24 protein-coding genes and 1 pseudogene are annotated in these 19,684 nt (G+C 68.0%); 21 read left to right on the top strand and 4 right to left on the bottom strand.

All coding sequences use genetic code 11. From position 1 onward, the window contains the following. Positions 1–85 precede the first annotated feature (85 nt). From ACZ7L6_RS12620 to ACZ7L6_RS12540, 17 genes are all read left to right on the top strand, one after another. The gene (locus ACZ7L6_RS12620) at positions 86–895 is read left to right on the top strand and encodes a hypothetical protein (RefSeq protein ID WP_471923387.1); all 810 of its coding nucleotides are present in this window, start codon (positions 86–88) and stop codon (positions 893–895) included. Positions 896–973: 78 nt separating this feature from the next. Then, positions 974–1,681 (top strand): Flp pilus assembly protein CpaB, encoded by a 708-nt coding sequence (cpaB, locus tag ACZ7L6_RS12615; RefSeq protein WP_471922819.1) that lies wholly within the window; start codon positions 974–976, stop codon positions 1,679–1,681. 8 nt (positions 1,682–1,689) lie between these two features. Continuing rightward, complete coding sequence (locus ACZ7L6_RS12610; RefSeq protein WP_471922815.1) at positions 1,690–2,952, top strand: AAA family ATPase; 1,263 nt, start codon at positions 1,690–1,692, stop codon at positions 2,950–2,952. A 50-nt stretch (positions 2,953–3,002) separates the two neighbouring features. Beyond that, positions 3,003–3,326, top strand: a complete 324-nt coding sequence (locus ACZ7L6_RS12605; RefSeq protein ID WP_471923385.1) for a pilus assembly protein — start codon at positions 3,003–3,005, stop codon at positions 3,324–3,326. A 1-nt stretch (position 3,327) separates the two neighbouring features. Then, positions 3,328–3,687 carry a TadE/TadG family type IV pilus assembly protein gene (locus tag ACZ7L6_RS12600; protein WP_471922813.1) on the top strand — a complete coding sequence of 120 codons (360 nt, stop codon included), beginning with the start codon at positions 3,328–3,330 and terminating at the stop codon, positions 3,685–3,687. Between the two features lie 12 nt (positions 3,688–3,699). Then, positions 3,700–5,037, top strand: coding sequence for a CpaF family protein (locus ACZ7L6_RS12595; RefSeq protein WP_471922811.1), 1,338 nt, complete (start codon positions 3,700–3,702; stop codon positions 5,035–5,037). Between the two features lie 75 nt (positions 5,038–5,112). Beyond that, positions 5,113–6,060, top strand: coding sequence for a type II secretion system F family protein (locus tag ACZ7L6_RS12590; protein WP_471923383.1), 948 nt, complete (start codon positions 5,113–5,115; stop codon positions 6,058–6,060). A gap of 50 nt (positions 6,061–6,110) precedes the next feature. Further along, complete coding sequence (locus ACZ7L6_RS12585; protein WP_471923381.1) at positions 6,111–6,998, top strand: DUF5936 domain-containing protein; 888 nt, start codon at positions 6,111–6,113, stop codon at positions 6,996–6,998. A gap of 107 nt (positions 6,999–7,105) precedes the next feature. Further along, complete coding sequence (locus tag ACZ7L6_RS12580) at positions 7,106–7,753, top strand: response regulator transcription factor (protein ID WP_471922809.1); 648 nt, start codon at positions 7,106–7,108, stop codon at positions 7,751–7,753. A gap of 156 nt (positions 7,754–7,909) precedes the next feature. Further along, positions 7,910–8,107 carry a hypothetical protein gene (locus ACZ7L6_RS12575; RefSeq protein WP_471922806.1) on the top strand — a complete coding sequence of 66 codons (198 nt, stop codon included), beginning with the start codon at positions 7,910–7,912 and terminating at the stop codon, positions 8,105–8,107. Further along, positions 8,107–8,703, top strand: coding sequence for a pilus assembly protein TadG-related protein (locus tag ACZ7L6_RS12570; RefSeq protein WP_471922803.1), 597 nt, complete (start codon positions 8,107–8,109; stop codon positions 8,701–8,703). The genes ACZ7L6_RS12575 and ACZ7L6_RS12570 overlap by 1 nt, the downstream gene beginning before the upstream one ends. Positions 8,704–8,737: 34 nt before the next feature. After that, positions 8,738–9,316: a hypothetical protein gene (locus ACZ7L6_RS12565; protein WP_471922801.1), complete on the top strand. Its 579-nt coding sequence runs from the start codon at positions 8,738–8,740 to the stop codon at positions 9,314–9,316. A gap of 8 nt (positions 9,317–9,324) precedes the next feature. Continuing rightward, the gene (locus tag ACZ7L6_RS12560; RefSeq protein WP_471922799.1) at positions 9,325–9,954 is read left to right on the top strand and encodes an OmpA family protein; all 630 of its coding nucleotides are present in this window, start codon (positions 9,325–9,327) and stop codon (positions 9,952–9,954) included. Positions 9,955–9,978: 24 nt separating this feature from the next. Next, entirely contained in the window at positions 9,979–12,084 is a 2,106-nt protein-coding gene (locus ACZ7L6_RS12555) for a CdiA C-terminal domain-containing protein (protein WP_471922797.1), read from the top strand. 14 nt (positions 12,085–12,098) lie between these two features. Next, positions 12,099–12,491 (top strand): hypothetical protein, encoded by a 393-nt coding sequence (locus ACZ7L6_RS12550; RefSeq protein ID WP_471922795.1) that lies wholly within the window; start codon positions 12,099–12,101, stop codon positions 12,489–12,491. 119 nt (positions 12,492–12,610) lie between these two features. Next, positions 12,611–12,985, top strand: a complete 375-nt coding sequence (locus tag ACZ7L6_RS12545) for a type II toxin-antitoxin system RelE/ParE family toxin (RefSeq protein WP_471922793.1) — start codon at positions 12,611–12,613, stop codon at positions 12,983–12,985. Continuing rightward, positions 12,982–13,320 (top strand): helix-turn-helix domain-containing protein, encoded by a 339-nt coding sequence (locus ACZ7L6_RS12540; RefSeq protein WP_471922791.1) that lies wholly within the window; start codon positions 12,982–12,984, stop codon positions 13,318–13,320. Before ACZ7L6_RS12545 ends, ACZ7L6_RS12540 begins: the two co-directional genes overlap by 4 nt. A 127-nt stretch (positions 13,321–13,447) precedes the next feature. On the opposite strand, the gene ACZ7L6_RS12535 is transcribed toward ACZ7L6_RS12540, so the two are convergent. The 3 genes from ACZ7L6_RS12535 to ACZ7L6_RS12525 all read right to left on the bottom strand — a co-directional run bounded on the left by ACZ7L6_RS12535 (position 13,448) and on the right by ACZ7L6_RS12525 (position 14,593). Further along, positions 13,448–13,573, bottom strand: coding sequence for a hypothetical protein (locus tag ACZ7L6_RS12535; protein WP_471922788.1), 126 nt, complete (start codon positions 13,571–13,573; stop codon positions 13,448–13,450). A gap of 11 nt (positions 13,574–13,584) precedes the next feature. Beyond that, positions 13,585–14,142 carry a hypothetical protein gene (locus ACZ7L6_RS12530; RefSeq protein ID WP_471922785.1) on the bottom strand — a complete coding sequence of 186 codons (558 nt, stop codon included), beginning with the start codon at positions 14,140–14,142 and terminating at the stop codon, positions 13,585–13,587. Between the two features lie 268 nt (positions 14,143–14,410). After that, positions 14,411–14,593: an ATP-binding protein gene (locus tag ACZ7L6_RS12525; protein ID WP_471922783.1), complete on the bottom strand. Its 183-nt coding sequence runs from the start codon at positions 14,591–14,593 to the stop codon at positions 14,411–14,413. A 30-nt stretch (positions 14,594–14,623) separates the two neighbouring features. Between ACZ7L6_RS12525 and ACZ7L6_RS12520 the strand changes: the two are divergent. From ACZ7L6_RS12520 to ACZ7L6_RS12510, 3 genes and pseudogenes are all read left to right on the top strand, one after another. Further along, positions 14,624–15,414 (top strand): annotated as a pseudogene (locus ACZ7L6_RS12520) (helix-turn-helix domain-containing protein). 8 nt (positions 15,415–15,422) lie between these two features. After that, positions 15,423–15,668 carry a hypothetical protein gene (locus ACZ7L6_RS12515; protein ID WP_471922781.1) on the top strand — a complete coding sequence of 82 codons (246 nt, stop codon included), beginning with the start codon at positions 15,423–15,425 and terminating at the stop codon, positions 15,666–15,668. A gap of 488 nt (positions 15,669–16,156) precedes the next feature. Then, positions 16,157–16,600: a hypothetical protein gene (locus ACZ7L6_RS12510; protein ID WP_471922779.1), complete on the top strand. Its 444-nt coding sequence runs from the start codon at positions 16,157–16,159 to the stop codon at positions 16,598–16,600. Positions 16,601–16,913: 313 nt separating this feature from the next. On the opposite strand, the gene ACZ7L6_RS12505 is transcribed toward ACZ7L6_RS12510, so the two are convergent. Next, the gene (locus ACZ7L6_RS12505) at positions 16,914–17,084 is read right to left on the bottom strand and encodes a hypothetical protein (RefSeq protein ID WP_471922777.1); all 171 of its coding nucleotides are present in this window, start codon (positions 17,082–17,084) and stop codon (positions 16,914–16,916) included. Between the two features lie 1,367 nt (positions 17,085–18,451). Here ACZ7L6_RS12505 and mycP point away from each other — a divergent pair. Beyond that, on the top strand, positions 18,452–19,657 hold the full coding sequence (mycP, locus tag ACZ7L6_RS12500) for a type VII secretion-associated serine protease mycosin (protein ID WP_471922775.1): 1,206 nt from the start codon (positions 18,452–18,454) through the stop codon (positions 19,655–19,657). Positions 19,658–19,684: the final 27 nt, after the last annotated feature.

The following is a 19,684-nucleotide window of genomic DNA, read 5'->3' as shown; positions in this document are numbered from 1 at the left end:
CGTGGATACAGTGCTCAAATAGTCACGCAATGAAGTCATCGGGGAGCCGCGCGTGCCAACTGCCATTGCCGTGACCAGCGCCGACATGGCGCTGCCGGCACAGGACGAGCGAACCGTGCCCGCCGTCGTGCTCCGGGACCTCGACCGGGAGCCGCTGGAGCGGTCGTTGGCGGTCGTGCAGGCGCTCATCGAACAGCACGGGCATGTGATCGTCGTCTGCTCGCAGGCCGTCCCCCGGGGTGTCGAGCAGCGGCTGCGCACCGTACGGTCCCTGCTGGAGACCGACCGGATCGCCCTGTTCCGCCCCGAACTGCCCCCGCTCGGACTCGCCGTACTCGCCCGCCAGTTGCGGCAGCTGGCCTCCTGCGACCTCAGCCCCGGCGTCCTCGCCTCGGCCGGGCGGCTGCTCAGCCACTACATCCACGCCGGGGCCCTCCTCGGCTCCGTCGCCAAGCTGGACCGCATCCCCGTCGACCTCAAGTCGCACGCCAAGTCCTGGGTGCCCGGCAGCCAGTTCGGCGTCCTCGCCCACCCGGCCCCCCAGCTGGTCCGGATGGCCCCCGGCATCACCCTGCCCGGCCCGGAGTTCGGCACGTCGCTGCTGGTCGCCAAGGGGCAACTCCAGTCCGACTGGGTCACCGCCACCCTCGCCCCCTCCTGGAGACCGCAGGGCCTGCGCGAGGCGGCGCTGCCCGCCGAGTCCGCGGCCTGGTGGGGAACGCCCAAGCTGATCGAGTTCTGCGCCTATCTGCCCGACCTGTCGGTGCTTTACCAACTGGTCACCTCCGTACGGCAGAACTCCTGTCACTGGTGCGGCATCGACGTCATCGGCGACCGCTGCGTCTTCTGCTCCGCCGTCCCGCCCGCCCACGAGCAACCGGCCCGCGCCGGCTGACGGGACCCCGGCCGACCTGGCCGCCCCGACCCCACCCGACCGCTCCCGACCGATTCCCCCAATGAGGTTGTACGGTTCATGAACTCCCGTCAGCGCCGCGGCGTGATACTCCTGCTCCTGTCGGTCGTCTGCGCCCTCGGCGCCTTCGCCGGCGTCCTCTCCGTCATCAGCGACGTGAAGTCCAAGGTCGGGCCCGAGGTCACCGCGTACCGGGTCAAGTCGGGCGTGGCCCCCTACACGCAGCTCAGCGCGAGCCAGTTCGAGAAGATCTCGATGCCCGAGCGGTGGCTGTCCGAGAACGCGGTCACCGACCTCCGGGAGATCCAGGGCAAGATCGCCGTCACGACCCTGCGCGAGGGCTCCCTGCTGCAGAGCGACATGATCGTCGACCAGCCCGCCCTGAAGTCGGGCGAGCAGGAGATCGCCATCATGATCGACGCGGCGACGGGGGTCGCCGGCAAGATCACCGCGGGTGCCAAGGTCAACGTCTACGCCACCTTCGAGGGGCAGCGTGACTCGGACCCCGACCAGTCCAAGCTCATCGTGGAGAACGCCCGGGTCATCGCCGTGGGCAAGCTGACCTCGCTGGAACCCGACGAGAACGACCGCAACCGCCGGACCACCGAGGCCGTCCCGATCACCTTCGCCCTCACCCCCCTCGACGCCCAGCGCATCACCTACGCCGAGTCGTTCGCCGACGAGGTCCGGCTCGCCCTGGTGGCACCCGGGAGCGACTCCGACATCCCCGCGACGGACCGTACCTACGAACTCGCCAAGGACAAGTGAGAGGCCCTATGCCCACGAGGATCCTCCCGGCCGTCGGCGACGCGGACGCGGTCCGTTCCCTCACGACGCTGCTCAGTCAGCTCCCCGACGCCGAGCCGGTGGCCCCGGTCACCGACTCCACCCAGCTCGTCGACACCCTCGCGCGCCTGGCCGCCGAGTCCATCGACGAACTGCCCGAGGTCGTCGTCGTCCACGAACGCATCGGCCCCGTCCCGGCCCTGGAGCTCATCCGCGAGGTCGCCCTGCGCTTCCCCGCGGTCGGCGTCATCCTCGTGACCTCCGACGCGAGTCCCGGCCTCTTCCAGGCCGCCATGGACTACGGGGCCCGGGGCCTGGTCGCCCTGCCGCTGCACTACGAGGAGCTGGCCAGCCGGGTCCACGCGGTGGCCCAGTGGTCGGTGGGCGTACGGCGGCATCTGGGCGCGGGCGGGGACGTGTTCAGCGGCGTCGGCGGCACCGTCGTCACGGTGAGCGGCGCGAAGGGCGGGGTGGGCACCACCCTCACGGCCATCCAACTGGCCCTCGCCGCACAGGCGTCCGGGCGCGACACGGCCCTGCTCGACATGGACCTCCAGACCGGGGACATCGCCGCCTTCCTGGACATCCAGTTCCGCCGCTCGGTCGTCGACCTCGCCGCCATCAGCGACATCTCGCCGCGCGTGCTGGCGGACGCCGTCTTCCGGCACGACACGGGGGTGGCGCTGCTACTGGCCCCGGGTGACGGCGAGCGCGGTGAGGAGGTCACCGACCGGGCCGCCCGCCACATCGTCAGCGCCCTGCGCTCCCGCTACGAGGTCGTCGTCATCGACTGCGGCGGCCAGCTGACCGGCGCGAGCGCGGCCGCCGTGGAGATGGCCGACACGGCGCTCCTCGTCACCACCCCGGACGTGGTCGCCGTCCGTGGCGCCAAACGCACCGTACGGATGTGGGACCGGCTCCAGATCCGCAAGGCCGAGGAGACCACGATCGTCGTCAACCGCCACTCGCGCGGTGCGGAGATCCAGCCCGCCCTGATCCAGAAGATCACCGGCACGGGGATCGCCGCCACCGCGATCCCCGCCAACTACAAGGAACTCCAGGGCGCGATCGACGCCGGCCGGGTGCACGAGCTGGACGCCAAGGGGACGGTCAAGCAGGCCCTGTGGGCGCTCGCCGGGGAGCTGGGGCTGGTCAAGGGCACGGAGGGGGCCCTCCAGCGGCGGAACGGCAGGGCCCGGGGCGGGGACCGGGCGGCGCTGACGTTCCGGCGGCGGAAGGAGATAGGGAGGTGAGAGGGCGGCTCAGGGACGACCGGGGTCAGGTGACCATCGAGTTCCTCGGCATGACCCCGCTGATCATCCTGACCCTGGTGCTGCTGTGGCAGTGCGTGCTGCTCGGCTACACGTACTCCCTGGCCGGGAACGCCGCGGACGAGGGGGCGCGGGCCGGGGCGGTGTCCGAGGGACAGGCGGGTTGCCATGAGGCCGCGCTGCGACACCTGCCGGGCGCGTGGGAGGGCGGCGCCACGGTGAAGTGCGGTGCGAGCGGCGGGTATGCCACCGCGGACGTGTACCTGGAGGTGCCCGTCCTGTTCCCCGGCGCGATCGGCTTCCCGTTCACCGTCGACGGGCATGCCGGGGCCGTACAGGAGGAGAAGGGGGACTGAGATGTCGTACGGCGCGAAAGTCCGCGACCGCGGCCAGGTCGCCATCGAGTACCTCGGGTTCATCCCGATCCTGATCCTCGTCGCCATGGCCGGCGTGCAGCTCGGGCTCATCGCCTACACCGCTCAGCAGGCCGGTACGGCGGCCAGGGCGGGGGCGCGGGCGGCCTCGCTGGATGCCGGTGCCGCCCCGGAGGGGTGTCAGAACGCGGTCAGCAGCTGGCTGGCCGATGGGACCGAGTGCGCCGAGGCGCGCGGCGGCGACGAGGTCACCGTCACCGCCACCGTCGAGATCCCGTCGATCGTCCCCGGCTGGGAGTTCGACCCCGCCCAGAAGACCGCGACCATGCCGCTCGACCACTGAACGAGGATCCACATGAGCCTGAGGTCACGCATCAACACCCCCGAGGAGCCCGCCGGCCGGGGCGAGGACGGGCACCTGGTCGCCTCGTACCGGGCCAAGCTCCTGGAGGAGATCGACCTCGCGGAGATGAGCTCGCTGGCGGCGGCCGAGCGACGGGCCCGTCTGGAGCGGGTCCTCGGCCACATCATCAGCCGTGAGGGCCCGGTGCTGTCGACGGTCGAGCGCGCGCAGCTGATCCGCAGGGTCGTCGACGAGGCGCTCGGCCTCGGCATCCTCGAACCACTCCTGGAGGACGCGTCGATCACCGAGATCATGGTGAACGGCCCGGACGCGATCTTCGTCGAACGAGCGGGCCGCGTGGAGCAGTTGCCGCTGCGCTTCCCCTCCCACGACCAGCTGATGCAGACGATCGAGCGGATCGTCTCGACGGTGAACCGGCGGGTGGACGAGTCGAACCCGATGGTGGACGCCCGTCTGCCGTCCGGCGAGCGCGTGAACGTCATCATCCCGCCGCTGTCCCTGACCGGCGCGACCCTGACGATCCGCCGCTTCCCCCGCTCCTTCACCCTGCACGAGATGATCGGCCTCGGCTCGCTCGACGAGCCCATGGTGTATCTGCTGGCCGGGCTGGTGCAGGCCAAGTTCAACATCATCGTCTCGGGCGCCACGGGCACGGGAAAGACCACGCTGCTCAACGCGTTGTCGGGGCTTATCCCCGAGCGCGAGCGCATCATCACCATCGAGGACTCGGCCGAACTCCAACTCCAGCAGTCCCATGTGATCCGGCTGGAGTCCAGGCCGCCCAACGTCGAGGGCAAGGGCCAGGTGACGATCCGCGACCTGGTCCGCAACTCCCTGCGTATGCGCCCGGACCGCATCGTCGTCGGCGAGGTCCGCGGCGGCGAGTCCCTGGACATGCTCCAGGCGATGTCGACCGGCCACGACGGCTCCCTCGCCACCGTGCACGCCAACAGCACGGAGGACGCCCTGATGCGCCTGAAGACCCTCGCGTCCATGTCCGACGTGACGGTCCCCTTCGAGGCGCTGCACGACCAGATCAACAGCGCGGTGGACGTGATCATCCAGCTGACCCGGTTCCCGGACGGGGCGCGTCGGATCACCGAGATCGCCGTGCTGGACAGTCACGGCGCCGAGCCGTACCGCCTGGCGACGGTGGCCCGCTTCAACGCCCAGCCCATGACGCCGGACGGCCGCGTCCACGGCGCCTTCGCGTACTACCCCCTCCCGCGCCGCACCGCCGACCGCCTCTACATGGCGAGCCAGCCGATACCCCAGGCCTTCGGCGTCGCCCAGTCCCCGCTCGAGCTCGCCACCCGAGAAGCCAGGTAGGAACCCGTTGCCATGGAACCCCATACCGTCGCTCTGGACCCGCAGGCCGTCGCCATGGAGCTGCAGACCGTCGCTCTGGACCTCCAGACCCGCATCACGCTCACGACCGGCGTCGTCCTGCTGACCTGCACCCTGGTCGTGCTCGGCATCCACACATACGCCTCCGGCAGGGCCCAACGCCAGGCTCTGGTCGACCGCCTGACGGCCACCGGCCAGATCACCGGAGCCGGGGGCCGCCGACGCCGCTTCGCCGACCTGGACCGCCGCCTGCGCCGTACGAAACTCGGCAAACAGCTGGAACTGCGCCTGGCGGCAACGGGCCTGGACGTGACGCCCGGCGAGTTCTTCGCCTACATGCTGGCAGCGGTGGCGGGCCTGTGGCTGGTCGGCCAGGCGACCCTCGCGCCCTTCTTCGGCCCGATCGCGGGCCTGCTGGGCGTGTGGGCGGCGGTCCAGTTCCTCAACTGGCAACGCCAGAAGCGCATCGAGAAGTTCATCAACCAACTCCCCGAACTCGCCCGCATCCTGGCCAACGCCGCCCACGCCGGCCTCGCGCTCCGCACGGCGATCGGCCTGGCCGCGGAGGAACTGGAGGCTCCCGCGGGCGAGGAACTGGCCAAGGTCTCCCACCAGCTGGCACTGGGCGCCTCGATGGACGACGCCCTGGGCGATCTCGCCGAGCGCCTCCCGTCCCGTGAACTGGTCGTCCTGGTCACGACGCTGGTGCTGTCGAACCGGGCGGGCGGCCAGGTGGTGAGCGCGCTGCGGAACCTGACGGAGACGCTGGAGGAGCGCAAGGAGACGAGGCGCGAGGTCCGTACCCAGCTCTCCCAGGTGAACATGACGTCGTACGCGGTCCCGGTGCTGGGCGTGGGGTCGCTGTTCCTGATGAACGGCGTGAAGGACGGTGCCCTGGACCGCATGACGGGTTCGCCGCTCGGCCAGGCGGCGGTGCTGATCGCGTTCGGGCTGTACGCGGTCGGCTTCATCCTGATCCGCCGTATGTCGCGGATCGATGTCTGAGTCGGCCTGAAGCAGGGGAAAGGAGGACGACGACGATGGGACTGGCACAACTGGGCCTGCTCCTGGCGCTGGTGATGGCCCTGAGCGTGTGGGGCATCTTCGCCGGCATCCGCATGTACCGGGCGGACGCGAAACTGCCCAGCGATCTGGCGCTGGCCCTGGAGGTCGGCGCGACCCGCACCGGCGCCGTCGACTCGCTCGTCGACCGCCTGGGCATGCGCTACGCGCCCGCCGTGCTGCGCCTGATGGGCCCGAAGCTGGTGGCCAAGTACCGCCGCAAGATCGACCTCGCGGGCAACCCCGGCGGCCTGACCATCGACCGCTACGCGGCCAGGCGGGCGGTGTACGGCTTCCTGGGCGCGGTCGGCTTCCTGGTGTTCCTGCTCCGCGGCCAGCTGCTGATGGCGTTGCTCCTGCTGGCCTTCGGTGCGTTCTGGACGGAGGTGGGCATCTGGTCGGCGATCAGAGTGAGGAAGGACGAGATCGAGCGAACCCTGCCGGACTTCCTGGACGTACTCGCGGTCGTGGTCAGCGCGGGACTGGGCTTCCGCCAGGCGTTGGACCGGGTGGCGTCGAAATACGAGGGCCCGTGGGCCGACGAACTGCGCATCACGCTCCGCCAGATGGACCTGGGCATGAGCCGCCGCCAGGCCTTCGCGGAGCTGCGGCGGAGGAACGACTCCGAGCAGGTGGCGATGTTCGTGACCGCGCTCCAGCAGGGCGAGGAGCTGGGCGCGCCGATCGTCGACACGCTGGTGGCGCTGGCGAAGGACATGCGCCGCACCGACGCCCAGAACGCCCGCCGCAAGGCGGCCCGGGCGGTGCCCAAGGCCACGATGATGATCACGACGTTCATGGTGCCGGCGACGATGATCCTGCTGGGGGCGGGGCTGCTGCTGGGGTCGGGGACGGACTTCGGGTCACTGACGGGGGAGTAGGGGGAGGGCTGTATGGCAGGCGTGTCGCTGACGCATGTCGCTGAGGAAGGCAAGGAGATTCGCCTCGAACTGCCCGGGGTGGCCACGACGACGCCGGAGGCGACCCCATGAACGAGTCGCAGCCGCTCCAGCCCGCCACGCCCCTCCGGCTCGTGTTGGCGGACGACAACCCCGTGGTCCGAGCGGACCTGAGGGCCCTCTTCTGCGCCCACGCGGACATGACAGTCGTAGCCGAGGCGACGAACGGCCACGAGGCCTACGAGGCGGCCCGCCGCCACCGCCCCGACGTGATCCTCCTGGGCGCATCCGTGCCGGGCATGGACGGCATCACGGCACTCCAGGACCTCGGGCGCATCGCTCCCGTGGTGATGCACGGTGAGTTCACGGCGGACGAACTGGTGGAGGCCGTACGGGACATCACCCCCAGGACAGTGGCATACCTCGCGCAAGCAAACACCGAACTCCCAACTGCTACAGGCAATTACCCGGAACGACTTTCGCAAGTGCAACCAGATGTGGGACAGTCGTCGTCATACAGGTCACGGTTCCAGCTGAGCAGGAGGGAGGCGGAGATCATGGACCTCATCGCAGCCGGCCTGAACAACCAGCAGATCGCCGCCACCTGCTTCATCAGCGAGAAGACGGTCAAGAACCACATCAACCGCATCTTCGCCAAACTCCACAGCACCAGCCGGACCCAGGCCACCGCGAAGTGGCTTGGCACGGCGCCGGGTTCACACCCAGGACGGAGCTGACGGCGATGGCACAGCGATGGTTTTCGGCCAGGGCCCGGAATTGGGCGCAGGGACCCTCTGGTGTTTCGGGTATTCCCGCTTACTTTTCTCGCAAGACTTCTCTCGAGACTTGCGAGCCCAGCGCTCACCGATCGCCGGACACCAGAGGGGAACACCATGAGCAACTGGATCCACACCACCGTCGCACACCTCCGCTCCCGGACTGCTCGCGACGACAGGGGGCAGACGGCGGTGGAGTATCTGGGGATCGTTGCGGTGGTGGTGGCGATCGTGCTGGCGATTACGGGGACGGACATCGGTCAGACGATCTACAACGCGATCACCGACAAGATCCTCGAAGTCACCGGCGGCTGATGCGACCTCGTAGATACGGCGACGCAGGGCAGGCCTTCCCCATCTACATCACGGTGGTGGCTGGCCTGCTTTTTCTCGCGTTCGCCTACCTTGCGGTCGGCCAAGCCGCAGCAAATCGGAACGGTGCCCAGACAGCAGCTGACGCGGCAGCGCTCGCGGCGGCCCTGGACACCCGGGACAAGCTCACGGACGAGTGGCTGGAGAACATACTCGACCCGACGAAGTGGCAGGGAATCTTCGACGGTGAGGGTGTGGTGTTCGACGGGTGCGGACGCGCAGAACAGCTGGCAGCGCAGAATGACGCTACGGCGGACTGCACGCCGACGTTCGGACTGCCCCCGGGCTACGAGGTCGACGTCAAGACCACGAAACCCGTCGGTGACTCCATCGTGCCCGGCACTGAAAACACGCACTCGAAAGCGACAGCCACCGCCGTGATCGAGTCGCTCTGCGAGTTCGAGCTCCCGGGAGAGGACGCGGGGGACGACGTACTGCCGCAACTGACCTGCGGGGACACGACCTTGGATCCGGATCCGGATGACCCGACCACTATGCCGGAGCCCGAGGACCTCTTCGACGTCCACCTGGCCGACTGACAAGCGATCGACGAGTGACGAAGGAAACAGAGGCATGAGCATTCGGTGCACTACGAGGGCGCGCAGGGGGATGGTCGCGCTGACTGTTGCGGCCGGCCTGATCGTGGGCGTGGCCGGCTGCGGCAGTGGAGACGATGACAAGAAGCCGGAGGCGTCGACGTCGGCTCCCAAGAGCAGTGGTTCCGATCCGAGTGCTCAGGAGGGCCAGGCGGAGGAGCCGCTGGCCGAGTTGAAGGGCCCCAACGGTCTCTTGCTCCAGCTGACTTCCGCCACGCGGGACACTGGCGGATTTGTCACTGTGAGCGGGACTTTGAAGAGCGACGCCGACAAGGTGTTGTCGCTCCCTGCCCAGTTGAGCGGCAACGAGACCGAGATCCTCAGAAACGGGCGGTCCTTCGGCGGCGCCACGCTGGTCGATGCCAAGGGCAAGAAGCGTTACTACGTCCTCCGGGACACGGACGGTCGTCCTCTCACCACGACGGGCGTCACGTCCATCAAGTCCGGCGAGACCATCCCAGTGTTCATGCAGTTCCCGGCACCGCCCAATGACACGACCGAGGTCTCCTTCCAGTTGCCCATGTTCGCTCCGGCCGACATCACGATCTCCGGGTGAGGCCGACCATGACCCGCACCCCCCGCCTAACCCTCACCCTCACCGCAGTCACAGTCCTCGTCGCCACCAACATCCTCGGCGCCACAACAGCCGACGCCGCCGACGACCCCAGCGTCCCACCCGGCACCGAGGCGACGGCCTCCGCGCCCGTCGAAGTCGACGCGAACGACCCCGACCTCAAACTCCCGGAAGGCGCCACGCTCGCCGAACCCAAGGTCCTGGACATCAAGCAGGTGGTCGAGGACCAGGCCGGCGAGGAACGCCGGGAAGACACGAACACGGACGTGAAGTTCGCGCTCCAGGCAGAGGTGCTCTTCCCCAAGGACAGCGCAAAGCTGACCGGCGAGGCGAAGGCCCGTATCTCATCCATCGCGGAAGAGATCAAAACCCAGAACGCAACGCGCATCCGCGTCTTCGGCTTCACCGACAACCTGGGCTCCTCGGCCCACGGCGACGTGCTGTCCCGGAAGCGTGCGAATGCCGTACAGGGAATCCTGGAATCGGAGCTGAACGACTCCACGATCACGTACGAGGTACGGGGCTACGGCGAGCAGTACCCGATCTCCTCCAACGCGACGGAAGCCGGCCGTAAGAAGAACCGAAGGGTGGAGGTGTCGTTCCCGCGCTCGGAAGGCTGACCCGACACGACGGGGGAGACACGCGTGACCGTACTGATGTCGGCCGCGGCACTTTATGGCGTCGTACAACTCTTCGCGCTCTCCTGGCCAACGCGTTCCGTACGCCTTACCACGGTTCTGCTGACGGTCCTCGTAGGTGTCTACGTCTGCGGAACGGCCACCGCACTCCTGGAACTCACCTACACAAGAACGATCGCCGCGCAAACCGGCCGCTCGCTCTCCGAGGTCGTGAACACCACCGCCTACACCACGGCTCCATGGGCGGAGGAATTGCTGAAGGCCGGCCCTCTGCTGCTGGCAGGCCTGTACGCAAAGGTCCGTCGCCAATGGGGTCTGACGGACTTCACGATCCTCGGAGCCGCCCTCGGCGCAGGCTTCGGCCTGCTGGAAGCACTCCTGCGCTACTCCCTGGACGCGGACCGCGCCCTCGCCCGCCACGGCGGCTGGATCGTTCCGGACAGCCTCTCGGCGCCCTACATCCCAGGCCCCGGTGAGGTGTTCACTTCCTGGCTCCCGGCCCCGGCGGCCGCTCTGAACCTGGGTCGGACAGGCGAGGTCACGGTCCCGACGTTCACGCACCTCACATGGACGGCTCTGGCCGGTCTGGCGGTTGGCATCCTGTTGCGGGCGCGAGTCCGGTTGAAGCCACTCGCGCTGATCCCCTTCGGCGCAGCAGTGGCCCACCACACCCTCAACAACTACGCAGCCGGCCACGCGGGCGGTGAGTCCGGCCAGTGGCTGGAGAACCTGAACGGCAAGCTGTGGGCCGCACCCCTGCTGGCACTGCTGTTGGCGATGACGGCAGATCTGGCCTGCCTGCACCGCGGCAAGCGGCGCCTCCCCGGCGTACTGCTGGCGGCGGAGCGGACGGACGGTGACTCCGCGGCGGTGCTGATCCGCTATGCGTCTCGGTGCTTTCCATGGACCCCACTGATAGCCCTGCGCTTCATACGCCTGCGCCGCTCCCTCTGCTACTCCCGCACGGCTCCCACGGCCACCCTCCACACCGACGAGCCCTTACACCATTCAGTGGCCGAAATCGCCGCCCGAATCGATGCCACGGACAACACACACTCATGGCGGCACGCGGCCTCGATACGGGACCAGGTCAGGGCATTCCGATCCGCCGTGGGCGCGCCCCGCCGCAGACGGCTCCTGATCCTCGTCCCCTGCGTTCTCGTGCTCCCGTCCGTTCTCTTCCTCGGCGTCGGCTCGTTCAAGTCGACAGCCGAACTACAGGACTACTTCACGACGGGCCCCGGCCCGAATATCTTGCGGGCCTTCGCCATAGCGGCCCTGATGTGGATCACCTGGCTGCTGGCCACACTGCTCCGCACCTGGCACCGAGCGACCACCCACCCCCTGGGCGAACAACTGGCCACCCACCGTTTCCGCACCGGATCAGCGCTGGGTTCCGCTGCGACCGGAACCCTCCTCCTCTGGCGAAGCCTGGGCGCCGCCGGCGCCGACGGAAAGGCAATCCCCGCCGCGCACCTGCTGGAAGCCCTCGATCGCTTCCTCATCTACCTCGGCTTCGCCCTTCTCCTCCTCTCCCTTCTCGCCCTCTTTCCACCAGGAGCCGGCTTCGCCCTCGCCGGAGGCGGAGCGGCCGGAGGCCTCACCGCACAGGCTGTGGCCGCGGCTGCGCGCCTCGGCATCGCCGGTATCGCCCTCATGGCGGCCGCGGCTGCCGGCGGAGGCGGGGCAGGTGGAGAAGGGGGATCGGAGGAGGGGGATACCGGCAAATCCCGGGACGGTTCCATCGACGAGTCCGAGAAGCCGTTCAGTCCCAAGGAACGCAGAATCGCTGAGACGCTGCAGACGGAAGGAAGGAGCGTCAAGGCGCTCAAGGAGTCCGTGGTGGACGGCCGGAAGACACCCGACGCCATCGTGGACGGCGTACCTACGGAGTTCAAGACTCTGGATCCCGGTGCTGCACCGAACTCCGTCAAGAACACGCTGAACACTGCCAAGAAGCAGGCGCATGATGCGGTCGTCGATGCACGCGGGAGCGGCCTCGAGGAGAGCGGGGCGCGAGAGGGGTTGGAGAGGTTCCTGCGCAACAATCCGCCGGGTCGCATGAACTCAATTCGAATCATTGGTGATGGCTACAATATTCGTTGGCCTTAGGAGTGTCGCGTCGCATGAGTGAATACCACTACGTCTTCCTTCGTCCTGGATTTCCGCGAGAGCAACTCGTCCATGACATCGCGGAGGCATGCGATGTCGAGATGACGCCGGTGGACGCCGAGTTCGTCGACTATGCGGGAAACGTCGGGCACGCGGCGGTCGAGGTGGAGTTCACCCACGAGTACGAGGACGACCATGGCATGCCCTTCGAGCGGTACGACTCGCTGTTCACCGTCCGGGACTTCGACTCGAATCTGGAACGCCAAGAGGCAACGGCACGACGGATCTTCGAGAACCTGTCCGCCCTCGGCCGCTACGACCTGATTCTCGTACGGGACCTGCAAGAGCTGCTTGCCTGGTCCGGTCACTTCGGGCCGGGCTCGGACGCCGGGGAAGGCAGCATCTGAAGGCGGTGCCCCTGATGGAGGCGATGGCGGCGCCTGCGAACCTGGGGGTGGGCGCTCGTATGAGTGAAGGCACTCCCGAGACGGGACGTTCACCGTGTGGCATCACCTACGTTCACGGAGTGATCGATTCGTACGTGATCGAGCTGGAACCAGAAGTGAGGTCCTGGCTGGAGAGCCTCCCCCCGCAGCAATACCGTCAAGCGGAGGAGAAGGCAGAGCTTCTTGCCGCCTTTCCGACGACTCTGGGCGAGCCGCACTCTCGTAACCTGGGCGAGGGCGTACGTGAGCTGCGGTTCATACTGGGCAGTAAGGCTATGCGGGTGACGTACTGGCTGGCGCCTGATCGGCGGATCATCCTGCTCACGGTCTTCCGGAAGACCAGGATGCAGGAGGAGGCGGAGGTCAAGCGTGCCAAGCTGGCGAAAGAGCTGTGCGAGGCTGAGCATGGTGCCGCACATGACGAGTTCACTCGCGAGTTCCGGGAGGAGCTGTGAACCACACCCGCTGGAAGCTGTCACGGGAACGTCGAGCCGCCAAGGGCTACGTCGAGCCGCCCGAGGTGGTCGCGGAGCGTGAGCAGATCCGGCTGGCGCACGAACTGGGACAGCTGGTGTACGACCGCCGCACGGCCCTCGGGCTGACGCAGCCTGCTCTGGGTGAGCGTCTTGGACTGAGCGCCGAAGAAGTGGAGGCCGTCGAGCTCGGCGGAATGCTCCCCATCACAGCGGACCTGCTGGTCAGGATCGCGACGGCTCTCGATGTCACGGTGGACCTGCACGTGGTGTCCGGCGGGAACAACACGGTCGCGTTTGAGGATCACGCGGCGTGACGTGTCGCCATCCGGAGACCTCTCCCAGCGGAGGTCGCCAGCCCCGGCGGGCCGTCTGCAGCCCCCTCCCATGGCCCATAGCCACCGAGCCGCCCGGTGTGTCCTCTCGCAGCAGGACAGGTCCCCCTCATCCGGCTTCGACGGATGCGCTCTGCAGCACGGCGTCGACGGTCTCCTGCCCGGTCTTCCGCTCGGCGGTCCCATCGGGTCCGGTCGTGATGCCGATGAGGAAGGCCACGCGGCTGTCGTCCACGGCGATGACGGTCAGCGCAGACGCCCCGTACCGGTGTCGCTGTCCGACACGTTCAGCACCACCGTGTGAGCCAGCCGCCCGTCAACGGTGATCGCCCGTGACTCCTCCTCGGTCGTGGTGCCGTACGGGAAGAAGAACTCGGCGTTGGACCGCGCCCAGCGCTCGGTGGAGGGCCCCAGCTTGTCCTTGCTGACGCCCTCACCACCCCCGGCCACGACTGCGCTGCCGCTCTCGTCGTCGGCGTGCTCCTGGCTGATCGTGGAGGTGAAGGCGCCGATGAGCTTCCCCTCCTTCCGCTTCCACCCCTCGGGAATCGCATACGAGATCCCGGCGTCGCTGTCAGCCACTCGCGGTCGCCCTGCCAGCGGCCCACCGTCATCGCCGTAGACGACCCGCCACACGGCGAAGCCACCACTGGCCAGGACGAGCACCACCACCGCGACCACAGCGGCCACCAGTCCTCGGCGCCGCCGCGGCTGCCCGGGCGGGGGAGGCGGCGAGAAGCCGGCCGCAGGTGTCATGGGCTGGTACTGCGGCTGTTGCGGAGGCGGAGGGTACGGCGTTGTCATGGCCCCAGCCTCACGGACCTGCCCGGTCATGCCTTGAGCGCTCGTACTCAGAAGGCGTACCCAGTTCTCGGTTCAGGGGCGCTATTTGAGGGAGCCCTTGATCTCTCCAGCACGTACGCGACTTGACTCCGCCCCTGGAGCCGCCTCTGAGCGCGGCCCATCTGGGGCGTATGAGGAAGAGTTGGGCAGATCTATGCCACCGGCAGCCCATGACGCCAGGGGGCACTGCGGTACGGAGTGGCACGGATCCGCCTTTCCCGGAGCGGCTTCACTTTCGTGCGGCTTCGGACAGCTCGAACCACACCACCTTCCAGCCAGGCGCCCGGGAGCGACCGATCACGGGATAGCGGCCCCACACGTCCGCCAGCGCTTCCACCAGGTACAGGCGCCGACCGAAGTCCTGGTCCGGGGTGCAGGGCAAGGGGTCGGGGAGTTCCGGGTGGTTGTCCATGACTCCGATGCGTACGGCGTGCTGCGTAAGATGCGGTTGGCGGCAGGTGTCACCACGGAGTACGCCGCGGGCCTACTGGGGGTCGACAGGACGCGGCTGTCCAACATGGAGACGGGCATCCGGCCCTTTTCGCCGGAACGCGTCCGCACCCTGGCCTGCAACTACGCCTGCATGGACGGCGGTTACCTCGATGCTCTGGTGGCCATGGCGGCTGGCAAGGAGCGCGGATGGTGGGAACGTCACCGAGGGACGCTGCCCTCAGGGCTCCTGGACATCGCCGAGTTGGAGTGGCATGCCGCCCGCGTCCGCACGGCTCAGGTCATGCATGTCCCTGGCCTGCTCCAGACCGAGTAATACGCCCGCGCCGTCTTCGCTGCCGTACTGCCACCGCTGAGCCGACTGGAGATCGAGCTGCGCGTCGCGCACCGCATGGAGCGCCAGCAGGTTTTCGAACGGCCGGACCCGCTCCCGTACATCGCCTACGTCCACGAAGCCGCGCTGCGTATGCCCTACGGCGGCACGGAAGCGACTCAGGAGCAGCTGAAGCATCTGGCTGCCCAGTCAGAGCGACAGAACATCGAGGTCCGTGTGATTCCGACATCCAAGGGCGGGTTCCCCGGCGCGGGACACGCGCTGCTCCATGCCGACGGCCTGTACCCCAACTCGACACTGTGCAGCTGGACTCGGCGCACGGTCCGGAATTCACCCATGCCGAGGCCCAGCTCACGAAGTACCGTGCGCATCTGGACTGGATGGACGCCGCAGCAATGAATCCGGAAGCATCACGTGACGTCATCCACAAGATCGCCCGAGAACTGTAGGAGACGTCGTGAAGGATCGCATCACGTGGGAAGAGCCGTTCTGCGGTGAGGGCAACAACTGCTTCCGCCTCGGCACCGACCCCGACGGCAACGCCTACATCGCCATAGCCGGCGCCGAGGACTCCTACCTCGCGGACACTCGCGAAGCCCTCCGCGCGCTCATCCTCGACATCAAGGCGGGGAAGGTGGACCACCTGCTCCGGAGCGACGTTGCACCGTCGCTCCGGAGCAGGCTCACAAGTGGCACTTCTTGAGAGCGCTCCGCATTCGCATCAAGGAAACTGACGTCGAGTGGGATGCGGCACTTCGGCCTGGACCCAGTGCGTGTCGCTCGTGCTGTCCGCTGGTTCGCCGTGCTCCGTGCGGAGTGGCTCCATCCGCTCCTGCCAGGCCATCGGCCCATAAGTACACCTTTCGGCCATCGGTGGCGTCGGCGACGACAGCGTCTGTCACGAATTCGTGACGTTCAGTTGCGACCGACTGCGCCCAACTTGTCCGTTTGTGCGCACACTTGCAGGCGCAAAGAAGGTGTACGAATTGTCAGTGCCCGTAGCTAGAGTGAAACCTGACGCTTTGGCTAAACGGGGAGGATGCTGTGGCGGACGACGTGCCGATCGACGCGCCGGTGGCGGACCCAACCGCATGGGCGGCGGGTCATTTGGGAGGAGCAGCAGCATCGCTGGGCGCGGCAGCATTCGGCGTCGAGGGGGCCTTCCAGTCAGCCGTTTCGGCCGTAGGTGATGTGATCACCGAGTTGCAGTCCTTCACGAAGTTCCGAGACCGCATCGACGCGCTCCTGCGTGACCTGCGGGAAGGCCCCGCCGGTCCGAAGCAGGTCGGACAGGACGCGATATCGAGAGCCAACTTCGGTGGTGGAGCGGGTGGTTGGGCTGAGGCAACCAGCCTCTTCTCCTCGTACGAGACAGTGATCTCGGAGTTGGAGAAGCTCTCCAAGCTCCTCACCGGCTCCATCGAGGGCATGAGCATCGCGGTCCTGGCCTCGCACAAGGGCTACGAGAACGTGGACGCGGAGGTCAGCCAGCGCATGCTGGCGATCAGCAAGGACACGACCGAGCACTACGGCGGAAGCTACGAGCCGCAGGTTACGGGAGCGCCGGGTGAGGAGACCGCGAAGCCGGGCGCTGCCTCGGGAAGTGGCGACACGTCCGGGGCGTCGGGCTTCTGATGATGGCTGGTTAGGCATCACGCGGACACAAACGGGGACAACGGGGAGACGAGATGGGCGACAAGGGCAGGGGCGGCGGCAAGACGTCGTTCGAGAGCATGAGCCACGAGGACATGCTCGCCTGGCTGGATCAGGCCGACGCCAATACGGTCATCATCGCCGCGGCCAAGCTCTTGCGGGTGGGCGCGGAGATCAAGAAGGTCGGCGAGGAATTGAAGACGCGCCCGCAGTGGGTGAGTTGGAAGGGCGAGGGCGCCGACGCGTTCCGCAGCTGGAGCGCAGACCTCGCGAACGCGACGCTGCGGCTGGCGGACTACAGCGAAGGCGCCTCGAAGTGGCTCCAGGAGGCCGCCGGCACGATCGCGAGCGTCCAGGCGTCGATCCCCCGGGACACGAAGTACGGCCAGTCCACCCTGAGCAAGGCGCAGGCGAATCTGGAAGCGGCGAAGGCGACGCCCAAGGACCCGGATTCGGCTTCCGTCACCCGCGACTCCACCCAGGACATTCAGATGGTCCTGGCCAAGCGGGAGGCAGAGCGGCAAGAGGCTGCTCGGCAGATGAAGAAGCTCGGGGAGTCCTACACGCTGTCTGCGGAGCAGATGGACGGGTTGGAGAAGCCAGTGTTTCCGCCGCCGCCCAAGGCTGTGTTGCCGCGCACGCCGGTCATGCCAAGTGAAGAGCTTGCACGCTCTGGTGGTGCCAGTGGGGCAGATGCCACCGGCACGGCCGGCTCGGTAACGGCTGGTGGACGTACCAATGACTCGGTGAGCCAAAGTAATGGAGCCAGCGGGCCGGTTGGCGGTCGAGAGATTCCCGAGGATGCTCCCGGAGCCCCCGCCGGAGGCGCTGTGCGTCCGCAGCCGGTCACGGGGATGGAGATCGACAGCGTCGCGACCTTGCCCGAGGCCCCACCTGCACCGTCGGGGCCGGCGAGTGGCCCGCCGACAGGAGGTGTACGGCCGGAGGGAACTCCGGCATTCCCTCCCGGAGTGTCACCTCCGGTGGCTGGAGGCGTGCAGAGGCCGTTGGGTCCTTCTGCAGGGGCAAGCCGTCTCTCGCCTGGACTCCGGCCCCCGGTAGCCCCTGGGCAGTCCCCGAGGGGCGGCGGGCCTTCCGTGCAGCGCCCCACGACAGGGGGAGGGATCACGGGCGGGAGGCCCGTGGCTCCGTCTCCGGGACGGGGCAGCGGCGGTATCCCTCGGGGCACTGTGATCGGCGGTGAGGGTGTGCACGGCCGTGGCCCAGCGGGCCAGCCTGTCGCTACCGGAAGGCCTGGGGCTGCCCAGGGCGGAACGGGGAGTGCCCGGCGCATCGCAGGACAGCCCGAGGGCATTGTCGGTGGCCGACCGCAGGGGCCGGGAGGCGTGAATGCCCGTCCCATCAGTGCCGGCGGCTCCGCCACGGCGCGTGGTGCAGCTCCCTCAGCACCAGGCGGTGGGACGGGTGGTCGTCGTTTCGCCTCGGAGACTGGAGGCATCGTCGGCGGCCGTCCCCAGCAGGCTGGGACGGGGAGTGAACGCCCCTTCACCCCGGGCGGCTCTGGAGCGGTACACGGTTCGGGCGGCAGCGGGCGCCCTGCGAGCCCTGCAGGTCAAGGCGGCACGCGCAGCGGGTCCTCGGCCTCAGGCGTGGTGCGACGGGCGGGCGAGCCGCAGCACGGTGCTGGACCTGTTGGGCGTGGCGGACCGGTGGTGCCGCCGGGCTCTCGCTCAGCGGAGTCTCGTCGCGAGGATCGCCGAGGCGAGCGCCCCGACTACCTCACTGAAGACGAAGAGACCTGGCAGCAGGGCGCACGTCGCGCGACACCGCCCGTCGTGGACTGAACTCGTTAGAACCGCAAGAGGAATGCCGATGCCCACCAGCCAAATTCAGCGTCTCGCTCACAGGACCCTGCCGGGAGCACTGGCAGCCCTGCTAGTGGGCATCGCCGCCGCGCCGTCCCATGCGGAGTCCATCCGTTCCCAGCAGTGGCATCTGACCGCCATGAAGGCGGAAGAGATGTGGAAGGTCACCAGGGGCGAGGGGATCACCGTCGCAGTCATCGACAGCGGGGTCGACGACAAGAATCCCGACCTCCACGGCCAGGTGCTGAGGGGGATGAACTTCGCGCCGGACGCCCCGGGCGATCAGCACACCGACTCCAGTGGCCACGGGACGGGAGTGGCCGGATTGATCGCCGGAACCGGCGAGAGCGGGGGAGGGGACGGTGCCTTCGGCCTCGCCCCGAGGGCGAAGATCCTGCCCATTCGCGTGTCCCTGAGCGCAGCGATATTCCCCAAAGCGATCAGGTACGCCGTCGATGCAGGGGCCAAGGTCATCAACATTTCCATGGCGGGAGGAGGAAGCGCCGAATGGGATCAGGAAAGCGAGGCCGTGAAGTACGCCTTGAGCAAGGGAGCTTTGATCTTTGCAGGCGCCGGCAACGACGGGGACTCGTCTCTCGCTTACCCCGCCGCCACTCCAGGCGTCGTCGGAGTAGGAGCGATCGGCCAAGATCTCCGCAAGACCGCCGAATCACAGTACGGTCCGCAAGTGGACCTGGCAGCGCCGGGCGTCGACATGGTCCACGCATGCGGTGCCAAGACGGGCTTGTGTAAATCCCATGGCACGAGCGCAGCGACCGCCCTCGCCTCCGCAAGCGCAGCCCTCATCTGGTCGAAGCACCCTGACTGGACCAACAACCAGGTCCTCAGGGTCATGCTCAACACCGCAGCCGGCCCTACAAGCGGCGCCAAGCGCAACGACTACATCGGCTACGGAGTTGTCCGTCCCCGGATCGCCCTGAAGACCCCCGGCGACCCCGGCCCAGCCGACGAGTACCCGCTACCCGACCTTGCCGCTGCAGACCCCAAGTCTCCGTCTCCGAAGCCATCTGAGCCCGCCAGAAACAAGAACGAGGAAGACAAGCAGTCCGCCGCTGTCCCCGCACGTGACGATGACAGCGACACGGCTCTCTGGATCACGCTGGGCGTAGGTGCTGCCGCTCTGTTGGGTGCCGCAATCGCCATCCCTGTAGTGCGCGCCCGCCGCCGCAACACGACATTTATCGCCCAGTAAGGGCAGATACTCAGATGCACTGGCGTC

This window comes from Streptomyces sp. NPDC107522, from assembly GCF_055657525.1.
Note: the sequence above shows the minus strand (reverse complement) of the source record. Positions and strands in the feature narration are given on the sequence as shown.